We start from the raw sequence: 15,856 nt of genomic DNA on the forward strand, positions 1-15,856 counted from the left end.
TACCTATTCGCAACCGACCCGGGGCGAGCGGCTCACCGCACGAGCTTCAGCGCGGTCAGCGTCTCGAAGGGGAACGAGTCGTCCCGGAGCGCGGCCGCCGAGAACCCCTCCTCGGCCGCGAGTTCGACGACCTCGTCGACGCCCGCGAGACTGCTGACCAGCACGTAGACCGCGCCGCCGGGCGCGAGCACGCGCCCGACCGAAGCCACGAACGGTTCGACCACGTCGAGGCCGTCTTCGCCGCCCGACAGCGCGACTTCCATCCAGTCGTCGCGCTCGTCGGCCGGATCGGTCGGGAGGTACGGCGGATTGAACACCACCGCGTCGAACGCCTCCTCGCGGAACGGCCCGACGAGGTCCGCGCGGACCGCCTCGACGCCCCGGTCGCGAGCCTGCGCGCAGGCGTGGGGGTTCAGGTCCGAACCGACGACCCGGGCGCCGGTCTCGGCCGCGATCCGGGCCGCGACGTATCCCGAGCCGGTGCCGACCTCCAGCGCGAGCGACGGCGAGTCGAGGTCCGCGATCGCGGCGTCGGCGAGCAGCCGGGAGTCCTCGGCCGGCTGGTAGACCTCGGTCTCGACGTCCCGGCAGTCGGCGAGGTCGGTCACTCCGGGCTCACCCCGTCGGCGTTCCCGCCGGGGTCGTCGCCCCCGCCGTCGGGCGCCGCCTCGGCCACGGCGGCCGACTCACCCGCGACCCGGAACCCGCCCGACTCCTGGCGGCCGGTGAGTTCGCGCTGGGGGAACGGGATCTTGACGCCCTCGCGATCGAAGGCCGCCTTGACCGACTTGACGACGGCGGTGCGGGCGCGCCACCGCCGTCGAGAGCTCGGCTTGTCGATCCAGAACCGGAGCCCCAGAACGACCGCGGAGTCGCCGAACCGCTGGACGACGACCTGCGGGGTCGGCACCGACAGGATCTCGTCGAGTCCCTTCATGGCGTCGGTGGCGAGGGCCGTCGCTCGCTCGACGTCGGCCTCGTAGTCGATCCCCACCTCGACCTCGATCCGGAGCCGGCCCTTCCGGCTCTTGTTGATGATCTTCTCGCCGCTCACGATGTCGTTGGGGATCATCACGTACTCGCCGCTGAACGTCTGGATCCGGGTGTTGACGATGGAGATGTCGGTCACGATCCCCTCCTCCTCGGCGACCTCGACCCAGTCGCCGATCTCGAACGGCCGCGAGAACATCAACACGAACCCCGCGAGCAGCGACCCCAGCGTCTGTCTCGCCGCCATGCCCACGATGATACCGAGGAACCCCGCCCCGACCAGCAGGCCGCTGAGGTCGACGTTCCAGACCGTGCCGATGATGATCGAGCCCGCGCTGAGATACACCGTCAACTGCGCGACCCTGAACACGATCTCGCTCTGGTGTTCGGTGATGGTGTCGTGACCGTCGGTGAACCGGTCGATCGCCCGACCGATGACGCCGCTTGCGACGTATGCGCCCGCCGCCACCGCCAGCGCGACCAGGATCCGCGCGCCGGTGCCGACGAAGTCGCTGACCTGCGTGAGCACCGTCGCGGCGTCGGTCGCGAGCCCCCACAGCACCAACAGCGCGACCGCCGATCCGAAGACGATGGCCGCGATGGTCACCGTCAGGGCGACGTCGGCGACCCGATTGTGAAACCGGTCGTGGAGCCTCGGGCGGAGATACCGCGCCGAGAACACCGCGGTCGCGACGCTGAGCACGATGAGTGCGCTCACCGCGAGGCGGAGTTGGGCCGTGTCGAACTGCCGGAGCTGGTCGGCGATCGCGACCAGATCGACGGCGCCGCTCACATCGAGTCACCCCTGCCGTGCTCGTCGGCGGCGCGGGCCATCGCGGCGAACGTCGCGGGCGCCACCGTACCCGCCCGCTTGCCGAGCACCGAGGGGTCGAGGTCGGTCGCGCCGTCGGCGATGGCGTCGACCACCGCGTCGGCGTCGTCGAGCCCCGAGATGTGGGCGGTGTTCCGGATCGCGTTCCGGAGGGTCTTGCGGCGCTGGGTGAACACCGCCTTCACGAACCCGAGGAAGAACGCCTCGTCGTCGACCGCGTAGTCGGGCTCGCGGGGCGTCGTCCGCACGACCGCGCTCTCGACGTCCGGCGGCGGGGAGAACGCCTCTTTCGGGACGGGCTCGACGACCTCGACGTCGGCGTAGTGCTGGGCCGAGACCGAGAGCCGGCCGTAGTCGTCGGTGCCCGGGTCGGCGGCCATCCGCTCGGCGAACTCCCGCTGGAACATCAACACGAGCGGTCGCCCGCGGGGGAGCAGTCGGAACGCGATCTCGCTGGAGACGCCGTACGGGAGGTTCGAGACGGAGGCGGTGAACTCGGGGAGTTCGACGTCGAGCGCATCGCCCGCCACGACGTCGAGCCGGTCGGCCGCGATCTCGTCGGCGAACTCCTCGCGGAGGAACGCCGCGAGGTCCGGATCGCGCTCGATCGCGGTCACCCTGTCGGCGACCGCGAGCAGTCGGTCGGTCAACGCGCCCGTCCCCGGCCCGATTTCGAGGACGTGCGACAGGTCGACCCCGTCTGAGGACTCGGACGCTCGATCGTCGGAGCCGCGTCGGGCCCCGCTCACCGCGTACTCGGGGAGCCGATCGAGCACCCGGTCGTCGACGAGGAAGTGCTGGTCGCGGTCCGGGTTCCCGCGGACGCCCGCCCGACGGAGCAGAGCGTCCGGGTCTCTGGGCTCGGAATCCGAGATAGTCATTACGACCGGGTAGATACCGGAAAAGGGTAAACCCACCGAGTCGCCACCGGCCCGGCGGCGTTACTGGTCCTCGCGGCGAACGAACGTCCGGTACTTCAGGTCCTCTTCTTGGAGCTCTTCGAGGACGCGCTCGACGAGCACCTCCTTCGGGTTGTGGAGCCCCGACACCCGCTCTTCGAGGTCCTCGAAGCTCTCGAAGGGCTTGCGCTTTCGCTCTTCTAAGATGTTGTTGCGGAGTTTCTTCCCGATGCCGGGCAGGAGGTTGAGCTGGTGGAGCCGCAGCGTGATGGGCTGGGCGTCGTTGTAGAAGTCCACGAATCGCCGCTCGTCGGCCTCCACGATCGCTCGGATGGCGTGTTCGAGCTCCTGCTGGGCCGCCCCCGAGAGGTCCTCGTTGTCGATCTCGCGGACGCTCGCCACGTCGTCGGCCGACGCGTCGGCGTCGAACCGGTCGGTGATGGTGAGGTGAACGTCCTCTGCGAGCGTGACTTCGAACAGCCGGAAGTCCTCGACGCCGACCGCGTAGGTCAGCGGCGGCTTCTGGTGTTGTGGCCGATTGTCGTCGGCGCGGCCGTTGGGGAGGTAGTCGAGGACGACTGCCGGCACCTGCTCGTCGTTCCGTTCGCTCATTGATGTCCCGTACGGCGACAGATTACTTAAAGAGTAGGTGGCGCTCAGTCGTACTTCGCGACGACGTTGAGGATCTCGTCGAGCTCGTCGCCCGAGAGGGTGTAGCGCTCCTGGGCGAACACCGCGCGCAGTTCGTCGCGGTCTTTCGGGAGGAGGTCGGCGATCTTGTACGCCGTGGGCTCGTCGATCTTCTCGAGGGCCTCCAGCTCGTCGACGAGCTCCCGGGACTCCTCGGGGTCGAGCACCGCGAACCGGTTGACGTGCTCGATGGCGCGCGCGAGCTCGTAGCGCATCTCGCGGTCCTCGTCGAGCGCGCGCTCGTCTTCGATGTCCGCGAGCAACTCCTTGGCCTCCGCGGTCGTCAGGTACTCCTCGTCGAGCTTCTCCTTGAAGATGGTCATGCTATTCCTGCGCCTTCAAATGGGCGGGGGTGGCGATGACGGTCTTGTCCTTGCCGCCGTCCGTGATCCGGATCTTGTAGGCTTCGCCCTGCATGCCTTCGATCTTGCCCGTCTTCCCGCCGAATCGCGGGTGGAATCGACCCTTCTCGACGCTGGGATCGATCTTGAGGTGGACCTTCTGGCCCTCCTCGAACTGCTGGACGGCGCGCTGGGGCGGCGAAGTTCCGCTCTCCCGGGGACTGTTCGAGAGTTTGTCGCGAGTGCTGTGGTAGGGTCCGTTCGAGCTCGGCATAGTCGTACGACCTCTTTGTCCTGTCGGCGTTATAAATGCCGCGTTCCTCGGCTCGGTCGACCGCTCGCACGACTCTGACTGCCGGTCGAGCCGTCCCGGCCGGCGCGCTCGCGGTTGCGGACCGACGAGCGCGCTGGCCCGCGCTGCCGAAAGGACAAGAGTAACCTACGGGCCGTGCGTGGGCCCGAGCATGGACGACGACCAGTTCCGATTCGAGACGCGCTCGATCCACGCGGGCCAAGAGCCCGACGAGGAGACCGGCGCGCTGATGACGCCGATCCACGCCAACTCCACCTACGTTCAGGACGCGCCGGGCGACCACCGCGGCTACGAGTACTCCCGGACTGGCAACCCCACCCGGACGGACCTCGAAGCAAACGTCGCCAGCCTCGAGAACGGCGAGTACGGGCGGGCCTTTTCGAGCGGGATGGGCGCGATCAACACCGTGCTCAACCTCCTCGAAGCCGGCGATCACGTCGTCGCCAGCGAGGACGTCTACGGCGGCACCCACCGCATCTTCACGCAGGTGTACGAGCAGTACGACCTGGAGTTCGACTTCGTGGACATGACCGACCTCGACGAGACCGAGGCCGCGATGCGCGCGGAGACCGAACTGGTCTGGGTCGAGACGCCGACCAACCCCCTGCTCAACGTCGTCGACATCGCGGCCACCGCCGACCTCGCCGACGAGTACGACGCGCTCTCGGTCGTCGACAATACGTTCGCAACGCCGTATCTCCAGCGACCGCTCGATCTGGGCGCCGACGCGGTCACCCACTCGCTCACCAAGTACATGGGCGGCCACTCGGACGTGGTCGGCGGCGCGCTGGTGACCGACGACGAGGACCTCGACGAGCAGTTCGGCTTCTATCAGAACAGCGTCGGCGCGACGCCCGGCCCTCACGAGTGCTTTCTCGTCCTGCGCGGGACCAAGACCCTCCCGGTGCGGATGGACCGCCACTGCGACAACGCTCGGGAACTCGCCCGGTGGCTCGCCGACCACGAGGCGGTCGACCGCGTCTACTACCCCGGCCTCGAATCCCACCCGGACCACGAGCTGGCGGCCGAGCAGATGGACGACTTCGGCGGCATGGTCAGCTTCGAGCTCGACGCCTCGCTCGAGGAGACCGCCGACGCCGTCTCGGCGACCGAGGTGTTCACTCTCGCCGAGAGCCTCGGCGGCGTCGAGAGCCTGATCGAACAGCCCGCGACGATGACCCACGCCGCGATCCCCCGCGAGGAGCGGGAGGCCGCGGGGCTCCGCGACGGCCTGATCCGGGCGAGCGTCGGCATCGAGAACGTCGAGGACCTGAAGTCCGACTTCGAGCAGGCGTTCGCGGCCGCGCTGGAGTAGCCCCCGACGTTGGCTCGAACCGGCTCTCAGCCGGTGACACCGGCGTTACCTGACACCTATTGGGCTGGGCTTCCTACCGACAGCTATGTCGAACGAACGCAGATCCGCCGACGACTTCGAGATCACGCCCGAGCGACCCGACAGCCCGATCCGGACCACCGGTACCGACCACATCACGCTCATCGGGAGCAACGCCGAGGAGACGATCCACTTCTACCGTGACGTCCTCGGCATGCCGCTGGTGCTCCGCCAGCCGAACCTCGACGACCCCTCCCAGACCCACCTCTTTTTCGACACCGGCGACGGTCGCATCATCACGTTCTTCGTGAAAGGCGACCGCGACTCCCACCGCGGCCCCCAGCGGGCGGGCGTCGGCGCGGTCCACCACCTCTCGTTTAGCATCGCCCCCGAGGAGTTCGTCGAGGTCCGCGAGGCCCTCGACGAGGAGTGGCGCGGCTACAACGAGTTCGACCGGGGCATCTTCCACTCGCTGTACACGCAGGACCACAACGGGCTCGTCATCGAACTGGCGACCGACAAGTACGACATCCCCGACGACCGCCGGGGCGAAGTGCTGGCGACCGCCCAGCGGCTCCGCGAGGAAGACGGCGTCGACTACGCCGAGGAACGCCACCTCGAAGCCGCGCTCGAGGAACTCGGCGTCGACGCCGAGAAGTTCGAGCTCCCCGACGCCCCGACCGGTTCGGGCGTGTAGTTACTACTGCTGTTGCTCGGCGGCGCGCTTGAGTATCTGTGGGACGACCGCGATTTCGAGGACCGCCATCCCGAGGACGAGCAACCGCATCGTCCCGTCGAGGAACGCGAACGCGACGATCACGAGTATCGCGGCGCTGCTGGCGGCCATCCCGTACCGGACGAGCGGCGTTTCGAGCGGATTGCTCATACGCCGACCCACCGGGAGCTATCAGTTAATTGTTATCCTTCGGGTCGTCGACGAACTGCGAGAAACCGCGACCGACCGCTTATATCCGACCGACGTTCTCGACTTCGACGCTCTCGACGCCTTCGACCGTCGAGAAGCCCTCCTCGACCGCTTCGGTCCCGCCCGTGTCGTCGGGGACGATCACGGTCGGGAGCAAGGCGACCAGCCCGAACGCGACGTCGTCGCGCTCGAAGCCGTTGATCTTCGCGCCCTCCGGGAGCGACTCTTCGAGTCGGTCCTGGAGTTCGTCGAGGTCGATTTCTGGGCTCTGCGGCATGACCTTGATTTTTGCGGCGACCTTCCCCATAGTTACGGACCCATGAACCCGCAGTCGGGACACTCGTAGAGGTTGCTCTGCTTGCGGCACTTCGCACAGCGGTAGATCTGCTGGCCGCAGTCCGGACACTTGAACGACGCGGCGTTCGTGCCGGAGATGTTGATTCCGCAGGAGACGCACCGGCGCGCCTGCCTCTGTTCGGTCTGGCTCATACCCCTTCGTACCCGTTCACGGCTTTTAATCGCTTCGAAACGCCCCACCGGGTCCGGCGTCGCCCCGCGAGGCGTCGAACGCCCCCGATTCGCCGCCAGCCCGCCGCCCGCTACGGATTCGACCCCGATTCGGGGCCGTATTGCCGAGAAACACGAAACGTGATTCTTAAGGGGCGAACGAGCGACGTTTCGGGTATGAGTGAAGAAGAAGAGACTGACGTAGCCGACGAGACGAACGAGGACGCGGACGCCGAGGGACTCCAGAGCGGCGACTTCGTTCGCCTCGATTACACCGCGCGCACCGTCGAGGACGGCAACATCGTGGACACGACCGACCCCGAGGTCGCCGAGGAGGAGGGCCTCGACGACGAGGAGGGTCGCGAGTTCGAACCGCGCGTCATCGTCCTTGGTGAGGGCCACATCTTCGAGAGCGTCGAAGAGGCCGTCATCGGCGGCGAGGTCGGCGACGCGGACGAGGTCACCATCCCCGCCGAGGAGGCGTTCGGCGAGTACGACCCCGATCAGGTCAAGACCGTGAGCGCGGACAAGATCCCCGAAGACGAGCGCTACCCCGGCGCGCACGTCGACGTCGACGGCCAGCACGGCCACGTCGAGACCATCATCGGCGGCCGCGCCCGCGTCGACTTCAACCACCCGCTCGCGGGCGAGGACGTCGAGTACGACTACGAGGTCGTCGGCGAGGTCGACGACCGCGTCGAGAAGGCCCAAGGACTCATCTCGATGTTCCTCGACGCCGACCTCGAGATGTGGATCCAGACCGACGAGGTCGAAGAGGAGACGGTCGTCGAGCCCGACGACGAGGACGCCGAGCCCGAGACCGAAACCGAGACCGTCGAGAAGGAGACGCTGTACATCGAGAGCACGCCCCAGCTGGCGATGAACCAGCAGTGGATGTTCCAGAAACAGCAGATCGCCCAGAACGTGATGGACCAGCTCGACCTCGACCGGGTTATCGTTCAGGAGACCATCGAGGGCGGCGCCATGGGCCCGATGGGCGGCATGATGGGCGGCGGCATGGGCGGGGCCGACCTCGAAGAGGCCCTCGACGACGCCGACGTCGACGAGGACGAGATCCTCGAAGAGCTCGAAGAAGCCGACGAGTAACCCGACGCGCCGTCTCGCCGTCCGGCGAGAGACGCCGAATCGACCGACGACTCGTTTTCTGGGACGCATGTTCGCGAGCCGCGGCGCTCGACGGTCGGTACCGACGGGGCTCGCCCGGCGGACCGAAGGCCGTCAGGGCGACCGTCCGGAGGCCAAACGACCGAAGACAGCCTGAAGACCGAACCGACAGCGCGAGACCGCGCGAGGGCCGAACGAAAGGGGGACCGCTCGGGTCGACGGTGGCCGTCGCGAGCGAACGGCACCGCGGGAGGGTCGCGGACGGCCGAAACCGCGTGGAGGGCCGATTCGGGGAGGCCGACGAGCCGACCTCCGTCTATGCAGTCACCCCGGGACCTGTTCAATACTATCCGCATACTATCGATAATATCGACGGTGAACTGACATCGGATAGTATCAATACTATCTATACTATCGTTCGCCCCGCGACCGAACGGCCAGCGGTGCTCACGACTGGGTGAGAACGTGGCGGAACGCCCGGAGCGCGTTCGCGCCGGTGTCGGTCAGCGTCACCTGCTTGCGACGACCGACCTCCTCGACCGCGATGTAGCCGTCCTCGAGTAGCGGTTCGATCACGTTCGCGTTCAGGAGCGCGAACTTCGCCTTGTCGTTGGCGGGGGCGTTCTCGGCGACGAACGACAGGTCCGCCTCCTCGGCGTGCTCGATGATGTCTTTCTTCTTGGCGGTGTACGCCTCGGTGTTCGCCTCGTCGAGGAACGCCATGACCGCCACCTGATCGGCGGTGGGCGACTCGATGGGATAGGACGGCAACGCCTCGTCGTCGCGGTAGCCGTAACTCTGGCGTTCCCCGCGGTCGGCGTAGGGGTAGCCCTCCGGGTGGACGTAGTAGGCGGTCGCGTCGGTGCACATACACGCCATCGCGGTCCCGACCGCCGAGAGCTTCGAGCCCGTCGAGACGTTGACCCGGACGATGTCGCCGCCGTGTTCGGCCACCAGCGTCGTCACCACGCCGAGCACGTCGTATATGTCGAAGAGGTCGACCGACCGCGATCGGACCGAGACCCCCAGATCGGCGAGTCGCTCGCGCACCTCGTCGTGGTACTCCGGCGCGTCGGTCCGGTCGTCGTGTTCGAGGAGGTAGAGGACGTCGACGTCGTACTTCTCGGCGGGACCGACGATCCGGTCGTCCTCGTAGCCCAGCGGCGCGACGTGGACCTCGTCGATGGTGTTCATGCGGGATTCGTCTTCGTTGGGACGGCCGCGACGCTTAAGCCTCGCTGTTTCGTCCGGCCCCGACCCCCGGTCACGCGATGTCGCGGCTAGTGTCGATCCGAACCGACTCGGCGAGCTCCAGCTTGATCGTCTCGGACAGCGCGCGCCCGCCGCGGAACTTCGGCACCGCCAGCCGGGTCTCGACGGTGTCGCCCGAGTACTCGGTGTGGAGCTGGAACACCACGTCGGCGACGTGCTCGGTCACGTCCCGGGCGTCGGGCACCGACCGGCCGTCGAGACAGTGGAGGATCGCGACGCTCCGGGTGTTCGCGAGGTGGTTGCGGAGGTCCGCGAGGAAGTTGCGGTAGCGGCTCGTCTCCTGGCGCTCCAGCAGGTCGACGGGGTCGACGACCAGATTCGAATCCTCCGAGAGCCGCCGGAACAGCCGCTGGGAGTGGTCAAGCGGCGCGTCGCCGGGGACGTGGCGCACGTCGGGCGAGCCGGTCGGGCCGGGCGTCCGTTCCAGGGTCTCGATCACGGCCGCCTCGTCGCGGTCCGTCGAGAGGTAGAGGGTCGGGCGAGACGACGTGAACTCGTAGAGCAGGAGCTCGGCCTGACTCGCCGGAGGCGCCGAGAACGCGACGACGCTTCCGGCCGGGAGCCCGCCGTCGAGCTTCCGGTCCAGCACGTCGATGCCCGTCGAGAGCCGGCGTGACACGTACGTTCAGCCCGACGCGCACAGATCATAAGTATTTGGGCTGGAGCGCTGACACGAGCCGGTCGTGGGCCGCCCGGACGCCCGCGTCGTCGAGCGGGTCGGCGTCGGGTCGGCAGTCCGCGGTCGGAACGACGCCAAGCACCTCGCAGTCGAGCAGATCCTCGACGCCCGGGGGCGCCCGGGGGTCGACGGCGTCCGACCCCGACTCGCCGGCCCGGGAGACGACCGCGCCCGCGATCGGCGTATCGAGTTCCCGGGCCATCGCCGCGGTTTTGGCGGCGTCGCGCAGGCAGGCTGGCTCGGGCGTCGTCACCACGAGCGCGGCGTCGACGACCCGAAGCGGCGCGACCGCGTCGGGGCCGGCGCCCGCCGGCGAGTCGACCAGAACGGTCGAGGATTCGCCTCGCAACCGCGCGAGCTCGGTCGCGCCCGGCGCGTCGGCGGGCCGGGTCTCGATCCCGGTCTCGGCGGCCGGGAGCACGCTCACACCAGCGGGCACGCCGGGCGCGCTCGCGGCCCCCGCGACCAGCCCGGCGGGCCACCCCGCCGCCACCGCGTCGAGACAGGGCCGGCGGGCCACCTCGGCCATCGCGTGGAGGTCGGGCATCTCGCGGTCGGCGTCGACCGCGAGCACCGGCGCGCGCTGGCGGGCGAGCGCGCCCGCGAGTCCCAGCGTCGTGGTCGTCTTCCCGCATCCGCCCTTACCGCCGGCGACGGCTAACATGACGGGAGGTGGGCGCGGCTTCCGGTTTGAACGTTCGGGGGCGGCTCCGGGGACGGTCGCCGCGTCCGCCGCCCCCCGAGAGGCGGACGGACGCCCGACCCCGCGGCGATTCAACAGGCGCAGTAGTACTGCTGGGTGCCGAACTCGGTCTGGAGCAGTTGGTAGGCCGGTCCCGGGTCGGACGGGCGGTAGACGCCGGTCGTGAGGTCCTCGAGCGACTCGAACGCCCCGGAGGCGATCGCGAGCCACTCCTCGCGGCCCAGCACGTCCGCGAACCCCTCGTCGCTCCCGAGGAGCCGAAGGTAGTCGGCGAGATACGCCCACGTCGCGTCCCGAATTTCGTCGGGTTCGTAGGACTCGCCTACCTCGTCGGCGTAGGCCGCCAGCGGGAGGTTCGCGCCCGCCTGCACGGGCAGGGAGATCCACTTCCACGGCCGGGTGTTCACGTCGAGCAGAACGTACTCCTCGCGGTCGCCGTCGTAGACGAATTCGGCCTCGCTGATGCCGTAGTAGCCCGTCTCCTCTAGGACGGCGAGCGCGTTCTCCTCGACCTCGGGGGCGTCCGCGCGCTGGACGACGCAGGAGGTGCCGTACCCCAGCGGGTACCGGACCCGGGCGTTGCCGACGACGCTCACCGGAGCGCCCGACTCGGGGACGTAGGACGCCAGCGAGCAGTCCTCGCCACGCACCGCGGGGACCTTCTCCTGGGCCATCACCCGGATGCCGGCGTCGGCCGCGTTCTCGACCACGTCGAGAAACTCCGCGCGGTCGGCGACCTCGACGACGTTGGTGCCGACCGCCTCCTCGAACTTGCGTTTCAGGGCGGGCTTTACCACCAGTGGGAAACCGAGCCGGTCGGCGGCCGTCTCGGCCGGGACGCTCTCGCGGGTGCTGGCGGCCCCGGCCGCGCCGCCGGTCTCGGCCGGGTCGGTCTCGGCGACTCGGTAGGTCTCGGGGTACGGGACCCCGAGGTCCTCGGCGACGCCGTACAGCGACTCCTTGTCGAGCACCGCGTTGACCGTCTCGCGGTCGGCGAACGGGAGCGCGACGCCGTCGGGGTCGCTCCGGGAGAGGGCGTGGACCCACTCGTCCATGCACCCGAACGCGACCGGCTCGTGGTCGAGTTCGGCCGCGAGCGCCTCGACGTCCTCGCGGAAGCCGTCCTCGTCGTCCAGCGGGTAGGTGACTCGGCCCGCGAAGTCGACCGCGTCGGAGTAGGGCGCGACCCCCTTCCCGTTGCGGTCGACGGCGATCACGGGCACGTCGCGGGTCTTGAGCGCCCGCGCGACGCTCACCCCGGTGACGTGGGCGTTCGCGACGATCGCGGGCGGGCGGTCGAAGCTGGCGTCCGCGAGCGCGTCGCGGAGCCCCTCGAACGAGCGGAAGCTGTCTGCCATACCCGCCCTTGTCGCTTGTCGGGCTAAAAGACCGCCGAGTCGGCAAGCGACACCGCTACGTGTGACGTTTCGCTGTCGGGTACACTTTTAACGCGGCAACGTAACCCGAATCCATGGACGAAATTATCGGCGATCCGGGACTGACGGACTTCGACGCACGAGCGGGGTTCGAGGCGGTCCGAGCGGCGGCGGACGGCGACCTGCGCGCGTTCGTCGAGTACGACGGCGAGTCGTACAACCCGGTGTTCATCGCCGAACGCGTCGTCGAGAAGCACGGGGACCCCGAGGAGGTGGGTGAGTTCGCCGACCGCCTCCACTTCAACTATAAGCTCGATTTCGCCGAACGCGAGATGTACGAGGACCTCTACGAGCCCCTCGGAAGCATCACCGCCTTCGCGGTGTATCTCACCGACCAGACCATCGTCCGGTACGTCGACGAACGGGAGGGGATCTACGTCTCGGTCGACGGCGAGACCCACGCCGACGAGGTCATCGAGGCGCTGGCCGACGCGCTGGGAGACCGGCGATGACCGCGCCGGTCTCCGAGGAGATCCCGAACGCCAGCAACGTCCTCATGCTGGCGCCGTCGCTGACTCCCGAAGACGGCGATCTCCACCACGATCTGCTGGCCACCCGGACCCTCGCCGAGGAGAACGTTCTGATACTCACGTTCGGCCGGGCCGACCGCTGGATCAGGGAGTTCCGAACGAACTACGACGAAAACCCCAACGAGATCGCCATCATCCAGATCGACGAGACGCTTCGGCGCTCTCGTCCCCACCCCGACAACGTGTCGGTGCGGACGGTGAGCCCGACCGACCTCACGGGGGTCGGAATGGCGGTGAGCGACGTCATCGAGGACTGGGCCGATCGGGACGCCCAGACGGTCGTCTGCTTCGACTCGATCACCGACTTCCTGCAGTACGCCGATCGCTCGACGCTGTACCGGTTCCTCCGAGTCGTGACTCGCCGGTTCGACGCCGCCGGCGGGTTCGCACACTTCCACATGAACCCCCACGCCCACGACAGGCAGACGATCGCGACGCTCAAGTCGCCGTTCGACGCCGTCGTCGAGGCGACCGACGCCGGCGACGTCTCGGTCACGACTCGCTACTAAGCGGGGATTCGGTCGACGACGGTGTCCTCGTCGACCACGAGGTTGTACGCCTCCTCGTCGTCGTTCCACAGCGCCAGTACCTGTTCGAACGACAGCAGGTCGCCGTAGTCGGCCGTTCGGAGGTCGGCGTTCAGCGCGGTCTCGTTGGTGAGCACCGCGAAGTGGTCGCTCGACTGACTGCCGTCCCCGATCTTGAACAGGGGGTTGCGGTCGCCCTCGGCGAGCGAGCGGCTGAGCTTCACCGCCACCAGATCGATGCGCTCGGTGACGTGGCGCTCCATCTCGGCCATCTTGGCCGACCAGTCGGAGTTGGCCTCGAACTCGATCCGGCGCCGCCCGTCGGGCCGGAGGATCGAGTAGGCGAACTGGACGTCGACGTTGACGAACTCGCCGGTCGCGCCCCCGGCCTCGTCGAGTCGGCGCTGGAACGCCGGCACGTCGAGGTCCGGCTTCACGTCGAACGACCACCCGCGGTCGGTGGGACGCTCGCCGGGCCAGAGCCGAAGGGTCGGCGAGTACACCGCGGCGCGGTCGGCGTCGTCCGCGACCGCGCGCTCGACGGTCCGGAGTCCGATCGCGGTCTCTCGGTCGGCGGGCTCGATCGCGAGGACCGCGCCGTCGGCCGCGAGCGCGTCGAGATACCGATCGACGACCGCCTCGGGGTCGCCGAGTTCGTTGAGCACGTTGGCGAACACGATCAGGTCGTAGGGCTCGCCGTCGCCGTCGGGGTCGAACGCCTCGGCGGTCTCCCGGAACACGGTCGGGTGGACGTTCCGCCCCGCGTCCGCAAGCAGGCGGTCGAAAACGTCGGCCGCCGGGCTTGGCTCGACCGCGTGGTACTCGACCAGCGCGTCGTCGGGCAGGTAATCCCGAACCCCGAGCGCGGGGCCGCCGACGCCCGCCCCGACGTCCAGAATCCGGAGTCGTCGACCGAGCAGGCCGGTCTCGGCGAGCTCGTCGAGGACGTACTGGACGACCGCGTAGTTGTCAGGGAGATGGTAGATCGCGTACGCGAGCGCCGCGTGCTCGTCGTACTCGACCGGCTCGTTCCGGAAGTACTCGTCTTTGAGCCGGCGGATCGACTCCCGGAGTCGGTCGCCCGACTCCCCGCGGTGCCAGTCGGGGCCGAACCGCTCGACCAGCAGGTCTTCGAGGTCGCGTCCCGCCGACTCCGGGAACGCCTCGACCCCGCGGAACGTCGGCCGGACGGGGTCCTCGCCCACCGGCTCGAACATGCCGTCCTCGCGCTCGACGAGGCCGAGATCGAACGCCTCCTCGCTGAGCGTCCGGCGGACGACCGCCGGGTGGGGCTGGCCGTCGACGTACTCGGAGACTTCCTCGGGGTCGATCGGGCGGACGTTCCGGAGGTACTTGGCGTTCTCGCGGATCCGCTCGCGCTGTTGGGGGTTCATTCGTCGCCCTCCGGCGTCGCGTTCGCGCTCGCTTCGCGATACAGGTCGGCGAACGCCTCGGCGTCGGCGTCCGCGAGCCGCCGGGCGGCGTCGGCCACGTCGTCCGCGCCCTCGAACGTCGATTGGATCTCGGCGTACACGTCGGGGTCGTTGCCCGCGACCTGCCCGACGACGTCCGCGAGCGCCTCGAAGACGGGCGTCGTCAGCCCCTCCGGAACCTCGTCGGCCGCGAGCGCGAACGACAGGATCGCGGCGTGGGCGCTCGACTGGACGGTCGACATCGCCTCGTCGTGCTCCGCGGCCGTCGTCTCCACGAGGTCGTTGCCCGCCGCCCGCAGGTCGTCGAGGATCGCGTCGGTCGCGGGTCCGGGCGCGTCGGCGACCACGGCGACGTTCCCGGGGGCGTTGGCCGCCCCGAACAGCGGGTGGAGGCTGACCCGTTCGCGGTCGGGGGCGTGGTCGGCCATCGCGGCTACCGGCCTGGCCATCGCGCCGGTCACGTCGAGCATCGCCGACGCGGCGCGGTCGGCGTGGTCGGTGATCGCCGACTCGGCGGCCGAGATGGGGACCGCCAGACAGACCGCTTCGAAGCGCTCGTCGGTCGAGAGTTCGACCGCGCGCCCGCCGACCGCCTCGGCGGCCGCCGTCGCGACCGCGGGGTCGGCGTCGGCAAACGCCACGTCGGCTTTCACCGTCTCGCCGAACCACCGACCCATCTCGCCAGCGCCGACCACGAGTACGTTCATCGGTAGCCGATAGCGACCGCGGTCTCAAAAGCAGTTCGCTCCTACAGCGGGCGGCTCATCTCCAGTTCGCCGAGTCCGGACTCGGTCACGGAGAACTCGGCTCGGCGGTAGAGGCTGACCGCCGGCCGGTTCCCGCGCCGGACCGACAGCCAGACTCGCTCGACGCCCGCCGCCTCGCCGCGGCCGAGTAGCGCCCGGAGGAGCGCGGTTCCGATCCCGGCCGACCGGTAGTCGGGGTGGACGAACAGCGCGAGTTCGTGGCCCGGCCCGCCGGCGAGCAGGACGCCGTGGCCGACCGCCCGACCGCCGTGGGTCGCGACGACGCCGATGCCGTCACAGATGGTGTCGAGCCACTCGCGCCGGCGGTCGGGGTCGGCCGGCGGGATGCCCTGCGCCCGCCCTTCGATCCCGAACGCGTCGTACATCGCCGCCAGCGCCTCGCGGTCGCCGTCGGTCGCTACGCGGCACTCGACGGTGCGGCCGGCCGCGTCGGTGACCGTCCGCGGCGGCGACCTGCGGAACTGCCGGGAGTCGGTCTCGTCGGCGTCGGCCGGCGCGTCGGGGTCGACGCCGGCGTCGACGTCGGCGTTCGCGCTCATCGGTCACCGCCCGAC

General features: G+C 69.2%; 21 protein-coding genes. 5 read left to right on the forward strand and 16 right to left on the reverse strand.

Features of this window, described 5'->3' with window-relative positions:
* Positions 1-32 precede the first annotated feature (32 nt).
* The 6 genes from EPL04_RS04855 to EPL04_RS04880 are packed head-to-tail and all read right to left on the reverse strand — an operon-like array spanning position 33 to position 4,026.
* Positions 33-608 (reverse strand): HemK2/MTQ2 family protein methyltransferase, encoded by a 576-nt coding sequence (locus EPL04_RS04855; protein WP_134669959.1) that lies wholly within the window; start codon positions 606-608, stop codon positions 33-35.
* On the reverse strand, positions 605-1,783 hold the full coding sequence (locus EPL04_RS04860; protein WP_244605555.1) for a mechanosensitive ion channel family protein: 1,179 nt from the start codon (positions 1,781-1,783) through the stop codon (positions 605-607). Before EPL04_RS04860 ends, EPL04_RS04855 begins: the two co-directional genes overlap by 4 nt.
* Positions 1,780-2,703: a 16S ribosomal RNA methyltransferase A gene (locus EPL04_RS04865; protein ID WP_134669961.1), complete on the reverse strand. Its 924-nt coding sequence runs from the start codon at positions 2,701-2,703 to the stop codon at positions 1,780-1,782. The genes EPL04_RS04860 and EPL04_RS04865 overlap by 4 nt, the downstream gene beginning before the upstream one ends.
* Positions 2,704-2,763: 60 nt before the next feature.
* Positions 2,764-3,333, reverse strand: a complete 570-nt coding sequence (locus tag EPL04_RS04870; RefSeq protein WP_134669963.1) for a DUF655 domain-containing protein — start codon at positions 3,331-3,333, stop codon at positions 2,764-2,766.
* A 44-nt stretch (positions 3,334-3,377) separates the two neighbouring features.
* Entirely contained in the window at positions 3,378-3,734 is a 357-nt protein-coding gene (locus EPL04_RS04875; protein ID WP_134669964.1) for an RNA polymerase Rpb4 family protein, read from the reverse strand.
* A 1-nt stretch (position 3,735) separates the two neighbouring features.
* Positions 3,736-4,026, reverse strand: a complete 291-nt coding sequence (locus tag EPL04_RS04880; RefSeq protein WP_134669966.1) for a 50S ribosomal protein L21e — start codon at positions 4,024-4,026, stop codon at positions 3,736-3,738.
* A gap of 190 nt (positions 4,027-4,216) precedes the next feature.
* Here EPL04_RS04880 and EPL04_RS04885 point away from each other — a divergent pair, with 190 nt between their 5' ends.
* Positions 4,217-5,380: a cystathionine gamma-synthase gene (locus EPL04_RS04885; RefSeq protein ID WP_134669968.1), complete on the forward strand. Its 1,164-nt coding sequence runs from the start codon at positions 4,217-4,219 to the stop codon at positions 5,378-5,380.
* Positions 5,381-5,465: 85 nt separating this feature from the next.
* Positions 5,466-6,095 (forward strand): VOC family protein, encoded by a 630-nt coding sequence (locus EPL04_RS04890; RefSeq protein ID WP_134669970.1) that lies wholly within the window; start codon positions 5,466-5,468, stop codon positions 6,093-6,095.
* Between the two features lie 3 nt (positions 6,096-6,098).
* On the opposite strand, the gene EPL04_RS04895 is transcribed toward EPL04_RS04890, so the two are convergent.
* The 3 genes from EPL04_RS04895 to EPL04_RS04905 form a co-directional block, all read right to left on the reverse strand.
* Positions 6,099-6,284: a hypothetical protein gene (locus EPL04_RS04895; RefSeq protein WP_134669971.1), complete on the reverse strand. Its 186-nt coding sequence runs from the start codon at positions 6,282-6,284 to the stop codon at positions 6,099-6,101.
* 79 nt (positions 6,285-6,363) lie between these two features.
* Positions 6,364-6,630: an elongation factor 1-beta gene (locus EPL04_RS04900; protein ID WP_134669973.1), complete on the reverse strand. Its 267-nt coding sequence runs from the start codon at positions 6,628-6,630 to the stop codon at positions 6,364-6,366.
* Between the two features lie 2 nt (positions 6,631-6,632).
* Complete coding sequence (locus EPL04_RS04905; protein WP_134669975.1) at positions 6,633-6,812, reverse strand: HVO_2753 family zinc finger protein; 180 nt, start codon at positions 6,810-6,812, stop codon at positions 6,633-6,635.
* Between the two features lie 195 nt (positions 6,813-7,007).
* Between EPL04_RS04905 and EPL04_RS04910 the strand changes: the two genes are divergently transcribed.
* Positions 7,008-7,937: an FKBP-type peptidyl-prolyl cis-trans isomerase gene (locus EPL04_RS04910; RefSeq protein ID WP_134669976.1), complete on the forward strand. Its 930-nt coding sequence runs from the start codon at positions 7,008-7,010 to the stop codon at positions 7,935-7,937.
* 465 nt (positions 7,938-8,402) lie between these two features.
* On the opposite strand, the gene EPL04_RS04915 is transcribed toward EPL04_RS04910, so the two are convergent.
* From EPL04_RS04915 to EPL04_RS04930, 4 genes are all read right to left on the reverse strand, one after another.
* The gene (locus EPL04_RS04915; protein WP_134669978.1) at positions 8,403-9,149 is read right to left on the reverse strand and encodes an HFX_2341 family transcriptional regulator domain-containing protein; all 747 of its coding nucleotides are present in this window, start codon (positions 9,147-9,149) and stop codon (positions 8,403-8,405) included.
* A gap of 70 nt (positions 9,150-9,219) precedes the next feature.
* On the reverse strand, positions 9,220-9,846 hold the full coding sequence (locus tag EPL04_RS04920) for an RAD55 family ATPase (RefSeq protein ID WP_134669980.1): 627 nt from the start codon (positions 9,844-9,846) through the stop codon (positions 9,220-9,222).
* Between the two features lie 25 nt (positions 9,847-9,871).
* Positions 9,872-10,570 (reverse strand): MinD/ParA family ATP-binding protein, encoded by a 699-nt coding sequence (locus EPL04_RS04925; RefSeq protein ID WP_134669981.1) that lies wholly within the window; start codon positions 10,568-10,570, stop codon positions 9,872-9,874.
* Positions 10,571-10,680: 110 nt separating this feature from the next.
* Positions 10,681-11,967, reverse strand: coding sequence for a carboxylate--amine ligase (locus EPL04_RS04930; RefSeq protein WP_134669983.1), 1,287 nt, complete (start codon positions 11,965-11,967; stop codon positions 10,681-10,683).
* Between the two features lie 113 nt (positions 11,968-12,080).
* On the opposite strand from EPL04_RS04930, the gene EPL04_RS04935 reads away from it, so the two are divergent.
* Both EPL04_RS04935 and EPL04_RS04940 read left to right on the forward strand, forming a co-directional pair.
* Entirely contained in the window at positions 12,081-12,497 is a 417-nt protein-coding gene (locus EPL04_RS04935) for a hypothetical protein (RefSeq protein ID WP_134669984.1), read from the forward strand.
* Positions 12,494-13,084, forward strand: coding sequence for a DUF7504 family protein (locus EPL04_RS04940; RefSeq protein WP_134669986.1), 591 nt, complete (start codon positions 12,494-12,496; stop codon positions 13,082-13,084). Before EPL04_RS04935 ends, EPL04_RS04940 begins: the two co-directional genes overlap by 4 nt.
* Here the strand turns inward: EPL04_RS04940 and EPL04_RS04945 are convergent.
* From EPL04_RS04945 to EPL04_RS04955, 3 genes are read right to left on the reverse strand one after another with little or no spacing between them, the layout of a single operon-like run.
* Entirely contained in the window at positions 13,081-14,496 is a 1,416-nt protein-coding gene (locus tag EPL04_RS04945; protein WP_134669988.1) for a small ribosomal subunit Rsm22 family protein, read from the reverse strand. The two genes, EPL04_RS04940 and EPL04_RS04945, sit on opposite strands and share 4 nt — an antisense overlap.
* Positions 14,493-15,242 (reverse strand): prephenate dehydrogenase/arogenate dehydrogenase family protein, encoded by a 750-nt coding sequence (locus tag EPL04_RS04950; protein WP_134669989.1) that lies wholly within the window; start codon positions 15,240-15,242, stop codon positions 14,493-14,495. Before EPL04_RS04950 ends, EPL04_RS04945 begins: the two co-directional genes overlap by 4 nt.
* Positions 15,243-15,283: 41 nt before the next feature.
* Complete coding sequence (locus EPL04_RS04955) at positions 15,284-15,841, reverse strand: GNAT family N-acetyltransferase (protein ID WP_134669991.1); 558 nt, start codon at positions 15,839-15,841, stop codon at positions 15,284-15,286.
* Positions 15,842-15,856 lie beyond the last annotated feature (15 nt).

The organism is Halorussus marinus, assembly GCF_004521895.1.
GTDB classification, from domain to species: domain Archaea; phylum Halobacteriota; class Halobacteria; order Halobacteriales; family Haladaptataceae; genus Halorussus; species Halorussus marinus.

What these genes read in the sequence shown, in the direction of transcription:
- EPL04_RS04905 (WP_134669975.1), bottom strand. Translation starts at nt 6,812, where the DNA reads ATGAGCCAGACCGAACAGAGGCAGGCGCGCCGGTGCGTCTCCTGCGGA.
- EPL04_RS04880 (WP_134669966.1), bottom strand. Translation starts at nt 4,026, where the DNA reads ATGCCGAGCTCGAACGGACCCTACCACAGCACTCGCGACAAACTCTCG.
- EPL04_RS04910 (WP_134669976.1), top strand. Translation starts at nt 7,008, where the DNA reads ATGAGTGAAGAAGAAGAGACTGACGTAGCCGACGAGACGAACGAGGAC.
- EPL04_RS04915 (WP_134669978.1), bottom strand. Translation starts at nt 9,149, where the DNA reads ATGAACACCATCGACGAGGTCCACGTCGCGCCGCTGGGCTACGAGGAC.
- EPL04_RS04875 (WP_134669964.1), bottom strand. Translation starts at nt 3,734, where the DNA reads ATGACCATCTTCAAGGAGAAGCTCGACGAGGAGTACCTGACGACCGCG.
- EPL04_RS04925 (WP_134669981.1), bottom strand. Translation starts at nt 10,570, where the DNA reads ATGTTAGCCGTCGCCGGCGGTAAGGGCGGATGCGGGAAGACGACCACG.
- EPL04_RS04885 (WP_134669968.1), top strand. Translation starts at nt 4,217, where the DNA reads ATGGACGACGACCAGTTCCGATTCGAGACGCGCTCGATCCACGCGGGC.
- EPL04_RS04950 (WP_134669989.1), bottom strand. Translation starts at nt 15,242, where the DNA reads ATGAACGTACTCGTGGTCGGCGCTGGCGAGATGGGTCGGTGGTTCGGC.
- EPL04_RS04900 (WP_134669973.1), bottom strand. Translation starts at nt 6,630, where the DNA reads ATGGGGAAGGTCGCCGCAAAAATCAAGGTCATGCCGCAGAGCCCAGAA.
- EPL04_RS04895 (WP_134669971.1), bottom strand. Translation starts at nt 6,284, where the DNA reads ATGAGCAATCCGCTCGAAACGCCGCTCGTCCGGTACGGGATGGCCGCC.
- EPL04_RS04940 (WP_134669986.1), top strand. Translation starts at nt 12,494, where the DNA reads ATGACCGCGCCGGTCTCCGAGGAGATCCCGAACGCCAGCAACGTCCTC.
- EPL04_RS04865 (WP_134669961.1), bottom strand. Translation starts at nt 2,703, where the DNA reads ATGACTATCTCGGATTCCGAGCCCAGAGACCCGGACGCTCTGCTCCGT.
- EPL04_RS04945 (WP_134669988.1), bottom strand. Translation starts at nt 14,496, where the DNA reads ATGAACCCCCAACAGCGCGAGCGGATCCGCGAGAACGCCAAGTACCTC.
- EPL04_RS04930 (WP_134669983.1), bottom strand. Translation starts at nt 11,967, where the DNA reads ATGGCAGACAGCTTCCGCTCGTTCGAGGGGCTCCGCGACGCGCTCGCG.
- EPL04_RS04890 (WP_134669970.1), top strand. Translation starts at nt 5,466, where the DNA reads ATGTCGAACGAACGCAGATCCGCCGACGACTTCGAGATCACGCCCGAG.
- EPL04_RS04955 (WP_134669991.1), bottom strand. Translation starts at nt 15,841, where the DNA reads ATGAGCGCGAACGCCGACGTCGACGCCGGCGTCGACCCCGACGCGCCG.
- EPL04_RS04935 (WP_134669984.1), top strand. Translation starts at nt 12,081, where the DNA reads ATGGACGAAATTATCGGCGATCCGGGACTGACGGACTTCGACGCACGA.
- EPL04_RS04870 (WP_134669963.1), bottom strand. Translation starts at nt 3,333, where the DNA reads ATGAGCGAACGGAACGACGAGCAGGTGCCGGCAGTCGTCCTCGACTAC.